Genomic DNA, 10,977 nt, shown 5'->3' on the forward strand with positions numbered 1-10,977 from the left:
AAAAGTTTTGTGCAACGCAGAATAAAGTCTGCACGCCGACGGCCCCGCCCTGCCGAACATGACGATTCCGGCTAATATGAATCACAACATGGGTCACCGTGGGGTAGGGACAGAAGATGGAAAACGAACATCGGCGTGCGCGGCTGTATTACCTGTTCGGCACCAGCCAGAGCCCGCGCGGCTCCACATGGCTTGCCCGGCTTCCGGCGGGCATCTTCGCGATTCCGGTCGGACTGTTCGGGCTGCTCGGCGCCTGGCGGCGGGCGGCAGCGTTCGGATGGGCGGCGGCGGCCGGGGTCGCCGATATCTTGGCCTGGCCGGCCGGCGCGATATGGCTCGCCTCCCTCATCCTGTATGCGCTCAAGTGCAAGCGTCATCCGCAGTCCGTGATGCGCGAACACCGGCACCCGGTGCAGGGTTCGCTGCAAGCGCTGCTTCCCCTATCCATCCTGCTTGCGGTCATCCACTTCAACCGGCCGGGGCAGGGCTTCTGGCTCGTCCTCGCAATGCTGGCACTGGCGCTCCATGTAGCGATTGCCTTGCGCGTGGTATCGACGCTTGCCACCGGCATGATGCCTGCGAACGCCGTCACGCCCGCGCTCTACCTTCCGGTGGTCGGCGGTGCCCTCGTCGGGGGCATGGCGCTGGCCGTGCTGGGGTATCCCGGCTGGGCGGCGATGCTGTTCGGCACCGGGCTGTCGGGCTGGGCGCTGCTGGAAGCGCGCATCCTCGGCAGGTTGTTCGAGGGGCCGATGCCGGAAGGCCTGCGCCCGACAATCGGCGTGGAACTGGCGCCGCCCGTCATCGCCACGCTGACGGCGTCGGTGATCTGGCCGCAATTGCCCGCCGAGGCGCTGATGATCGGACTGGGCGTATCGGTCGCCCCCTTCGTCGGTGTGATGGCGCGTTACCGCTGGTGGCGCAACGTGCCCTTCTCGATCGGATTCTGGTCGTTCTCGTTTCCGCTCGCCGCGCTCGCCAGTGCCATTCTTGAAGCGGTGCACCGCGGCGGCTGGCCGCTATGGATCGGGCTCGCCGCGCTGCTGGCGGCGTCTGCGGTGATTGCGTTCCTGGTGTTGCGCACGGCTGGTCTACTGCTGCGGGGAAGATTTTTGCCGGCGGAGTGAAAGGCTAGAGAATCGTAGGGTGGGTAGAGCGAAGCGAAACCCGCCATGTGCTCAGCAGGCGACATGCGGTGGGTTTCGCTGACGCTCTACCCACCCTACCGTCCTTTAATCACAGGGTCTCTGCGCGCCGGTTCGACCTGCGTTCCATCGAGTGCGACGAAACGCGGAACTCCATGTTGGTGATGCCGACGGACCCCGGCGGCCCGGCGACGAAGCCGAACCCGCTCTTGACCGGAAACAGGCAGTTGTCGCGCAACACGAGGTCGGTGTGGCAGTTCGGCGTGGGCTGGTAGAGATGGGACTTGATCTCGTCCCATACCGGTTCCATCACCCAGCCGTAGAGGTAGAGCTGGTTGGGATACAGCGAACTGTCGGAATCGAGGTAACCCTTCTGGTTCTTCTGCAGCGGCGGATGCGAAGGCATGGTGTTGGACACCGAGATATCCACCCCGCCCTCGCCGATGGGGTAGGCCTCTTCGTTCTGGTAGGTCGCGTAGGCCAGCCGCAGGTGCCAGCGGCAGTGGAGCTCGATCTTCTTTTCCATCCCGACCTTTTCGGTCGCCATCGACAGGCCGTCGTTGATCGTGAGCTGGGTGCGCATGACCTGGCCGATCAGCGTGGGTTCGAGCTTGCGGAATTCTTCCAGGTTTTCATGCAGGTTCCAGAAGAACCATTTGGTCCGTTCGCCTTCGGTCATGTCGGCCAGATCGGCCGGGTCACGCCTGCCGTGCGGCTCGATCGTCCGCATCACTTCACGGCGCTGCTTCTCAATTGCCTCATCGTCCTCTGAACCGAATCGCTGGAAGTAATCGCTCCGCATAAAACCTTCTCCAAGAATGCGCGTCTGGCCTGAATTTCAGTGTAGAGCCCGGCCCGTAAAAGAACAGGGGCAATATCGGGGGCTACCGCGATAGAGCGGTTCAAGAGTGATAAGTTCAGGCAATTGCGATGCATCCGAAGAAAAGGCCGGTAATCCGGCGGCTGCTCCGGGCTCGGGCCTGCGGCGCTCCGGGATAGGATGCACGCTGGCCTATCTTGCCCAACAACTCAACTCAAGAGAGAAAAACTATGTCGAGGCTGATTTACATAGCGGACCCGATGTGCGCCTGGTGCTACGGCTTCGGGCCGGAACTCGCCGCGCTGCTCGAAGGCGTGCCGGGACTCCCGGTCGATGTCATGGTTGGCGGCTTGCGGCCGTACAACAAGGCCGTGCCGGACGCCGAAGCGCGCGCGGACCTGAAGGCGCAATGGGAAAAAGTGGCGAAGGAAACGAACCTGCCCTTCTCCACCGCCATCCTGGATCGCAAAGACTTCGCCTACGATACCGAGCCGGCATGCCGCGCCGTGGTGGCCGCCCGCAAGCTTGCACCGGCGGCCAGCCTGTATGTCTTCCATGAAATCCAGCGCGCGTTCTTTTCCGAAGGCAAGGATGTGACTCAGGGCGAAGTCCTCGCCGAGATCGCCTGCCGCGCCCTCGCCGAACAGGGCTTCCCGGTCGACGAGGCTACCTTCCTGGCGACCTGGAATTCCGACATCGCCGTCAAGGCAACCAACGACGATTTCCTGCTGGCGGACAAGTGGGACTTGAAGGGCTTCCCGACGCTGGTGCTGGAGCGCGGCAAAGAGCTGGACCTCGTGACCGCAGGCTATGTCGCCATGCCGCGCCTGATCGAACTGCTCCTGACGCTGGTGGAAGAGGACAGCCAACAACCCGCCTGAGCGTCTCTACGACCCAATGCAAAAGGGGGCGCAAGCCCCCTTTTTTCATGGACAGCGCGCCTGCATCAATACATGTGCTGGCCGCCGTTGATCGCGATGTTCGCGCCGGTCAGGAAGGCTGCCTCGTCCGAAGCGAGGTAAGCCACGAGGCCGGCGACTTCTTCCGGCTTGCCCAGACGGCCCATCGGGATCTGCGGGATGATCTTGCTTTCCAGTACTTCGCTCGGGATCGCCATGACCATCTTGGTGCCGATGTAGCCCGGCGAGATGGTGTTGACGGTTACGCCCTTCTTCGCCACTTCCAGCGCGAGCGCCTTGGTGAAGCCGTGCATGCCGGCCTTCGCCGCGGAATAGTTGGTCTGGCCGAACGCGCCCTTCTGGCCGTTCACCGACGAGATGTTGATGATGCGGCCCCAGCCGCGGTCCGCCATGCCGTCGCATACCGGCTTGGTCATGTTGAAGACGGAATCCAGGTTGGTCTTCATGACCGCATCCCAGTTGGCCTTGTCCATCTTCTTGAAGGTCATGTCGCGCGTGATGCCGGCGTTATTGACCAGCACGTCGACCGGACCGATCTCCCCGGTGATCTTCGCGATGCAGTTCTCGGCGGACGTGTAGTCGGAAACATCGCAGGGATAGGCGCGGAACTTGTAGCCCTGCTTCTCCATCGACGCCAGCCAATCCGCCGCCTTGGTGTTACCCGGCGAATAAGTTGTCACGACCTGGTAACCGAGTGCCGCCATCTTGATGCAGATCGCCTCCCCCAGTCCCCCCATACCACCCGTAACCAATGCAACTCGTGCCATGTTCTGTTCTCTCTTGGTGAAGATTATTGAAACTGCCCCTGTAGTGGAGGCCTTGCGGCCTCCGCATTACTTTCAGCGCTCGATTGCCAGCGCCACGCCCATACCGCCGCCGATGCACAGGCTTGCCAGGCCGCGCTTGGCGTCACGACGGATCATTTCGTGGATCAAGGTCACCAGGATGCGGCAGCCGGATGCGCCGATCGGATGTCCGATCGCGATGGCTCCGCCGTTGACGTTGATCTTGCTGGTGTCCCAGCCCATTTCCTTGTTCACCCCGATGGCCTGCGCGGCAAAGGCTTCGTTGATTTCCATCAGGTCGATATCCTGGTGCGTCCAGCCGGCCTTGCGCAGGCAGAGCTGCGAGGCCGGCACCGGGCCCATGCCCATGACCGTCGGATCCACGCCTGCCGAGGCGTAGGCCTTGATGCGCGCCAGCGGCTTCAAGCCGAGCTGGTCTGCCTTCTTCGCGGACATCATGATCACGGCGGCCGCGCCGTCGTTGATGCCGGAGGCATTGGCGGCGGTCACCGTGCCGTCCTTGGCGAAGGCCGGCTTCAGGCTGGAGATCGAGTCGAGCGTCACGCCCGGCTTGATGAATTCATCGCTGTCGAAGACGATCGCGCCCTTCTTGGAAGGAATCTCCAGCGGGATGATCTCGTCCTTGAACTTGCCCGCCTTCTGCGCGGCTTCCGCCTTGTTCTGCGAAGCCACCGCGAACTCGTCCTGCTCCTGGCGCGAGACGCCGTACTTCTTCGCGACGTTCTCGGCAGTGATGCCCATGTGGTACTGGTTATAGACGTCCCACAGGCCGTCGACGATCATGGTGTCGACCAGCTTGGCGTCGCCCATGCGGAAGCCGTCGCGGGAATTGTTCAGCACGTGCGGCGCGGCGCTCATGTTTTCCTGGCCGCCTGCGACCACGATCTCGGCATCGCCGCACAGGATCGCCTGGGCGGCGAGGTGCGTGGCCTTCAAGCCGCTGCCGCAGACCTTGTTGATCGTCATGCCGGGAACCATGTCCGGCAGGCCCGCCTTGATCACCGCCTGCCTTGCCGGGTTCTGGCCCACGCCCGCGGCCAGCACCTGGCCCATGATCACTTCGCTGACCTGATCGGGTGCGATGCCTGATTTGGCAAGCAGGTTCTTGATCACATGCGCGCCCAGGTCCGCCGCCGCGACCTTGGCCAGCGACCCGCCGAATTTGCCCACGGCGGTACGGCCGGCTGCGACGATGACGACTTCACTCATTTCAACTCTCCATTAAGGATGAAAAAACCGGGCCCGGCCGGCCTGCGCAAGGCGCAATGTGTTTGGACAGGCCGCCGTGCAAGGCCGTTCATCATAGCGCCGCGCCCCCTTGCTTCATTTGATCTTACTCAACACGCTCGGATGCCCAAAAGTGTGAACCTGCATTCGCGAATTGGTGTGGGCGCAGCGGATAGATATTGGCCTGCTATGTGGTCACTATAACAAGAAGAGAGGCTGCCGCAAAAAGAAAATGCAGGCGCGCGGCCTGCATCTGGATGAGGGAAAATAAGAACGGGTGCAGCCCTTCGGAAAGATGGCGCAAGGCAAGGCGCGGGGATCAGGAGCCGCCCGGCTCTCCTTCGTGCGCCACGGCAAGCAGCGGCTGGCGTTGCGGTGCGGCGAGCGGGATCACCTGCGCTGGAACGGGGCGCAGTGCAACGGGCGCACGTGCGGCGTCCATCTTGAATACCGCGACCGCCTTTTCGAGCGCCGTGGCCTGGTCCTGCATGCTCTGCGCGGCAGCGGCCGCCTGTTCGACCAGCGCCGCATTCTGCTGGGTCATCTCGTCCATCTGAGCGATGGCGCGGTTGACCTCTTCGATGTCCGCACTCTGTGCTTCGCTGGCCGCCGTGATCTCGCGCATGATGTCGGCCACCTGCGTGACCGCGGTAACGATCTCGTCCATCGTCTTGCCCGCCTGGTCCACCAGCTTGCCGCCGGCATCCACCTTCTCCACCGAATCGCTGATCAACTGTTTGATTTCCTTGGCGGCGCCGGCCGAACGCTGCGCGAGGTTGCGCACTTCCGCCGCCACCACCGCGAAGCCACGCCCCTGCTCGCCGGCACGTGCTGCCTCGACGGCGGCATTGAGCGCCAGGATGTTGGTCTGGAAGGCGATGCCGTCGATCACGCCGATGATGTCCACGATCTTGCGCGAGCTATCCTTGATCGAGCCCATGGTGCCGACCACCTGTCCGACGACCTCGCCGCCCCTGGCCGCGATGCCGGATGCGGAGATCACCAGGCGGTTGGCCTCCCGCGCGCTCTCGGCATTCTGCCGCACGGTGCCGGTAATCTGTCCCATGGAATTGGCCGTCTCCTGCAGCGCGCCGGCCTGCATCTCGGTGCGGGCGGAGAGGTCGGCATTGCCGGTCGCGATCTCGCGCGACGCGACCGTGATGGAATCGGTGCCGGAGCGCACCTCGCCCACGATCTTTTGCAGGCTGCCGTTCATGTCGCGCAGGGCTTGCAGCAGCTGGCTCACTTCGTCGGTGCCGCTGACGTCCACCTGCGTCGCCAGCTCGCCGGCCGCCACGCGGCGCGCCACCAGCACTGCGTCATGCAGCGGACGGATGATGCTGCGCGTCGTCATCCACGCGAACGCGCCGCCCGCCAGCAAGGCCACGGCGCCGATCAGGAAGAGCATGTTCATCAACTGCCGGCCGGAAGCCACCGTGTCGTCCAGCACCTGCCGTGCCGCGGCCTTCTGGATCTCGACCAGCCGGTTGATCTCGGTGAGCGCCTGCTGGTTGAGCGGGTCGATCTTCGTGGTGATCAGCTTGATCGCATCTTCGCTGTTGAATGCGGTGACGAGTCGGATCGCTTCCTTGAACGGAACATCGGTTTCCTGGTCCAGCCTGCTCAGCTCGCCAAGAATCTGTTTCTCGGTGGAAGACAACCCGAGCGCGGACAGCTTGTCGCGCGCGTCGGTGAAGCGCTTGCGCAGCGCCTTCACCTTTTCCTCCTCCTTCTTCATCGCGCCGAGGTCCGATTGCAGGCCGATGTTGCGCATCGCGATGCCGCCCTCGAGCAGCGCGCCCTTGATGTCGGTTGCCAGCGCGCTCTTGGCATTGCTGACTTCGAGGCCGGCGATCATCGCCTCGCGGTTACGCGTGCTCACGATGTTGTCCGCCGCCAGCGCGACGATCAGCATGGCGAGGATGATGCCGAATCCAATGGCAAGGCGGGTACCGATGCGCAGGCTGCGAAGGCTCATGATCTCTCCCTAATACCGACTTTCGGTTAATTCCTGGCACTTTATCAGCGCCTTGGCGAGAGATCGCACGAAAAAACTTTCCTGGCGCCGACGATTGTTCGGCGCAGGAAACGTTTCCTGACAGGATTTTCTGCGCCGGCGCTCAGCCGCGCTGCAGCCGGCCGACGATCGCGAGCAAGCGAGGCTTCACTTCGCCCAGCAGAAATTCCGGTGAAAGATTGAAGGCCGGCCCGCCGCAGTTGATGCTGAGGATGGCGCTGCCGTTGGCCGGGCGGAAGGCGACGGCGATGGCATTCACATCCGGCTGCCAGTCGCCGAACGAGGTGCAGCAGCCCAGTGTCGAATATTCGTCGAGGGCGCGCGAGACGCCGTCGCGCACCGGGGGCCACTTGATCTCGTCCAGCTCGCGCACGCGCTCCAGGATATCGTTGCGCTCGGCGGGCGTGGTCTCGGCCAGGTAGGCGCGGCCCATCGCGGTCTGCGCAATCGGGATACGGGCGCCGACGTCGAGCCGCAAGGTCAGCGCCGCCTCGCTGCGGCAGTTCTCGATGTAAATCATGCTGAGGCGGTCGCGCATGCCGAGCGAAACGGTGGCGCGCGAGAAGTCGGCCAGTTCCTGCATATAGGGCCGCGCGTACTGGCGGATGTCGAGCTTGGACAGCATCGCGCTCCCGAGCGCCAGGCTGGCGGTGCCGAGGCGGTATTTGCCGATATGGTCGTCGTATTCCAGGTAGCCCAGCTTGGTCAGCGTATAGGTCAGACGGGAGATGGTCGACTTGGGGAGCCGGGTCCGCTCCGCCAGTTCCTGGTTGCCGAGCGTCTTTTCGCCGGAACGGAAACAGGAGAGCACATCAAGGCCGCGCGCCAGCGCCGTGACGAAGTGGCGGTCCTCCTTGGCGTTGGACTGCCGGGCGTCGGCCTCGGGAATTTCCTGGTCTTCGTATTCCTGCTGCATGGTGGCTATCTTTCTAAGTGACTGCGGGATTATCCGACAAACACGGCACCCGGGGCGAGCAATGCGAACCGATGCTTCACAGAAATCTTTCAGAATGGAAGCCTGCACAGCAGGACAACAATGCGCCTCGCAACCTTGACACCCCTGATGGAAATGCCCACAATTCCATTTTAGAACATTCAGTTCTGCTATGCAGAATTATATGACTGGAGAACCAGGATGCAAAACGGATTTCCCCCGCCCGGCACGAAGGAACTGAATGTCGGCGTGGTCGGTTGCGGCGTGATGGGCCGCGGCATCATGCAGATCGCCGCCCTGGCCGGTGCCATGGTGTATATGGTCGACAGCCGCGAAGGCGCGGCACAGGCGGCGCACGAGGCGCTCCTGTCCACCTTCGACACGCTGGCCGGGAAAGGCAAGCTCGCCGCCGAGGACGCCGCCGCCGCGGGCAAGCGTCTTGTCGCCTGCAATTCCCTGGAAGACCTGCGCCCCTGCCACGTCGTGGTCGAAGCAATCGTGGAAGACCTCGCGGCGAAGAAATCGCTGTTCGGCACGCTCGAAGGCATCGTCGATGCCGGCGCCATCCTCGCCTCCAACACCTCCTCGCTGTCCGTCACCGCCATCGCGGCAGGCTTGCAGCATCCGGAACGCGTCGCCGGCTTCCACTTTTTCAACCCGGTGCCGCTGATGAGGATCGTCGAGGTGATCGGCGGCTTCCTGACGCAGCCGGCGGTCACCGATTACCTGCTGGCGCTGGGCCGGCAATGGGGGCACACCGCGGTGCTCGCCAAGGATACGCCCGGCTTCATCGTCAACCATGCCGGCCGGGGCTACGGCACCGAGGGCCTGCGCCTGCTGGCCGAGGGTGTATGTTCCGTGCCCGTGCTCGATGCCATTCTGCGCGACACTGCCGGCTTCCGCCTCGGCCCCTGCGAACTGCTGGACCTGACCGGCCTCGATGTGTCGCATCCGGTGATGGAATCCATCTACCACCAGTACTATGAAGAGCCGCGCTTCCGCCCGCAGGTGCTGACGCGCCAGATGCTGGCCGCCGGCGCGCTCGGGCGCAAGGCCGGCCACGGCTTTTACCGCTACGGCGCGGACGGCAAGAAGGAAGCCACGGATGAACCACAGCAACAGCATGGACCGCTGCCCTCCAGCGTTTGGCTGAGCCAGGAGCGGCCGGAACTGGCCGAGCGCATCGCTGTCCTCGTCACCGCCGCCGGTGTGCAGATCGAGTCCGGCGCGCGCCCGGGCGACCATGCGCTGTGCATCGTCACCCCGCTCGGCGAAGACGCCACCACCTGCTGCGTGCGCGAAGGCCTCGATGCCGCGCGCACGGTCGCCGTCGAAAGCCTGCTCGACCTCAGCCGCCGCCGGGTGCTGATGACCACGCCCGGCACCAGCGCCGAAACGCTCGCCATGGCGTGCGCCGTGTTTGGCGCCACCGGCGTTCCGGTCAGTGTGATCCGCGACAGCGCCGGCCTCGTCACCCAGCGCGTGGTCGCCCATATCGTCAACATCGCCTGCGAGATCGCGCAGCAGCAGATCGCCGATCCGCAAGACATCGACCGCGCCGTCGTGCTCGGCCTCGGCTACCCCATCGGCCCGCTAGCCTGGGGCGACCAGCTCGGCCCGGCCACGGTGCTGGCCATCCTCAAGAACCTCGAACAGCAGACCGGCGACACCCGCTACCGGCCCAGCCCCTGGCTGCAGCGCCGCGCGCTGCTCGGCCTGCCGCTCTATCACAAGGAGATTTGATCCATGCTCGACGCCTACATCTACGACGGCCTGCGCTCGCCCTTCGGCCGCCACGCCGGCGTGCTCGCCACTGTCCGTCCCGACGACCTCGTCGCCGAAATCATGCGCGCCCTCGTCGCGCGCAATCCGTGGCAACCGGAACAGATCGAGGACGTCATCCTCGGCGACACCAACCAGGCCGGAGAGGATTCGCGCAACGTTGCCCGCAACGCCCTGCTGGCGGCCGGGCTGCCGGTGACCGTCGCCGGCCAGACCGTCAACCGTCTGTGCGCCAGCGGCCTGGCGGCGATCACCGATGCCGCCCGTGCCGTCACCTGCGGCGAAGGCGAGCTGTTCATCGCCGGCGGCGTAGAGAGCATGAGCCGCGCGCCGTTCGTGATGGCCAAGTCGGAATCCGCGTTTTCCCGCGACTTCAAGGTGTTCGATACCACCATCGGCGCCCGCTTCCCCAACCCCAAGGTGACCGCGCGTTACGGTGCCGACACCATGCCCGAGACCGGCGACAACGTGGCGCGCGAATTCGGCATTACGCGCGAACAGGCCGACACCTTTGCGCTCGCGTCCCAGATGAAGTACCACGCCGCGCTGCAGGACGGTTTCTTCGCCGGCGAGATCCATCCGGTGAGCGTGCCCACCGGGCGCAAGACGCCGCCGGTGATCGTCGACAAGGATGAACATCCGCGCCCCGACACCACCACCACCTCGCTCGAAAAGCTCAAGCCGCTTTCGGAAGGCGGCGTGGTCACCGCCGGCAATGCCTCCGGCGTCAACGATGGCGCCGCCGCACTGCTGATCGGCAGCCGCGCCGCCGGCGAGAAGGCGGGCAAGGCGCCGATGGCGCGCATTCTGTCGGCCGCAGTGGCGGGCGTCGAGCCGCGGGTCATGGGCATCGGCCCGGTCTATGCGATCCGCAAGGCGCTCGCCCGCGCCGGGCTGACGCTCAAGGACATGGACATCATCGAGATCAACGAAGCCTTCGCCAGCCAGGTGCTCGGCTGCCTGAAGCTGCTGGAAATCGATTTCAAGGACACGCGCGTCAACCCGAACGGCGGTGCGATCGCGGTCGGCCATCCGCTCGGCGCCTCGGGCGCTCGCCTGGCGCTCAGCGCCAGCCGGGAACTCGCGCGCCGTGGCGGACGCTATGCCGTCGTCAGCCTGTGCATCGGGGTGGGCCAAGGCCTTGCGGTCGTCATCGAACGTACACAATAAATCCGGAGACGCAATGAAAGCACAATTCCACTGGGACGATCCGCTGCTGCTCGACCAGCAGCTCACGAATGAAGAGCGCATGGTGCGCGACGCGGCCAACGCCTATTGCCAGGAGCGCCTGCAGCCGCGCGTGCTGGAAGCCTTCCGCCACGAAAA

Annotated in this window: 9 protein-coding genes and 1 pseudogene; 5 read left to right on the forward strand and 5 right to left on the reverse strand. The window is 64.5% G+C overall.

Translation table 11 applies throughout. The features are described from left to right. Positions 1-116 precede the first annotated feature (116 nt). Positions 117-1,127 carry a hypothetical protein gene (locus VFF99_RS10010; RefSeq protein WP_325017418.1) on the forward strand — a complete coding sequence of 337 codons (1,011 nt, stop codon included), beginning with the start codon at positions 117-119 and terminating at the stop codon, positions 1,125-1,127. 109 nt (positions 1,128-1,236) lie between these two features. Here VFF99_RS10010 and VFF99_RS10015 read toward each other — a convergent pair whose 3' ends face one another. Next, entirely contained in the window at positions 1,237-1,947 is a 711-nt protein-coding gene (locus tag VFF99_RS10015; RefSeq protein WP_325017420.1) for a hypothetical protein, read from the reverse strand. Positions 1,948-2,195: 248 nt separating this feature from the next. Here VFF99_RS10015 and VFF99_RS10020 point away from each other — a divergent pair, with 248 nt between their 5' ends. Then, positions 2,196-2,846, forward strand: coding sequence for a DsbA family protein (locus VFF99_RS10020; RefSeq protein WP_325017422.1), 651 nt, complete (start codon positions 2,196-2,198; stop codon positions 2,844-2,846). A gap of 65 nt (positions 2,847-2,911) precedes the next feature. Here VFF99_RS10020 and phbB read toward each other — a convergent pair whose 3' ends face one another. The 4 genes from phbB to VFF99_RS10040 form a co-directional block, all read right to left on the reverse strand. Then, positions 2,912-3,652, reverse strand: coding sequence for an acetoacetyl-CoA reductase (phbB, locus tag VFF99_RS10025; protein WP_325017424.1), 741 nt, complete (start codon positions 3,650-3,652; stop codon positions 2,912-2,914). Positions 3,653-3,724: 72 nt separating this feature from the next. Then, complete coding sequence (locus VFF99_RS10030; RefSeq protein WP_325017426.1) at positions 3,725-4,900, reverse strand: acetyl-CoA C-acetyltransferase; 1,176 nt, start codon at positions 4,898-4,900, stop codon at positions 3,725-3,727. A gap of 337 nt (positions 4,901-5,237) precedes the next feature. After that, a complete protein-coding gene (locus tag VFF99_RS10035; RefSeq protein ID WP_325017428.1) occupies positions 5,238-6,896 on the reverse strand; it encodes a methyl-accepting chemotaxis protein in 1,659 nt (552 codons plus the stop codon). Positions 6,897-7,038: 142 nt separating this feature from the next. Further along, on the reverse strand, positions 7,039-7,851 hold the full coding sequence (locus tag VFF99_RS10040; RefSeq protein WP_325017429.1) for an IclR family transcriptional regulator: 813 nt from the start codon (positions 7,849-7,851) through the stop codon (positions 7,039-7,041). A 219-nt stretch (positions 7,852-8,070) separates the two neighbouring features. On the opposite strand from VFF99_RS10040, the gene VFF99_RS10045 reads away from it, so the two are divergent. The 3 genes and pseudogenes from VFF99_RS10045 to VFF99_RS10055 form a co-directional block, all read left to right on the forward strand. Continuing rightward, positions 8,071-9,612 (forward strand): 3-hydroxyacyl-CoA dehydrogenase, encoded by a 1,542-nt coding sequence (locus VFF99_RS10045; RefSeq protein WP_325017431.1) that lies wholly within the window; start codon positions 8,071-8,073, stop codon positions 9,610-9,612. A 3-nt stretch (positions 9,613-9,615) separates the two neighbouring features. Next, complete coding sequence (locus VFF99_RS10050) at positions 9,616-10,821, forward strand: 3-oxoadipyl-CoA thiolase (protein WP_325017433.1); 1,206 nt, start codon at positions 9,616-9,618, stop codon at positions 10,819-10,821. 13 nt (positions 10,822-10,834) lie between these two features. Continuing rightward, positions 10,835-10,977, forward strand: a pseudogene (locus VFF99_RS10055) (acyl-CoA dehydrogenase); the annotation flags it as partial.

Origin of the sequence: Noviherbaspirillum sp., assembly GCF_035654295.1 — a bacterium.
GTDB lineage: Bacteria > Pseudomonadota > Gammaproteobacteria > Burkholderiales > Burkholderiaceae_D > Noviherbaspirillum.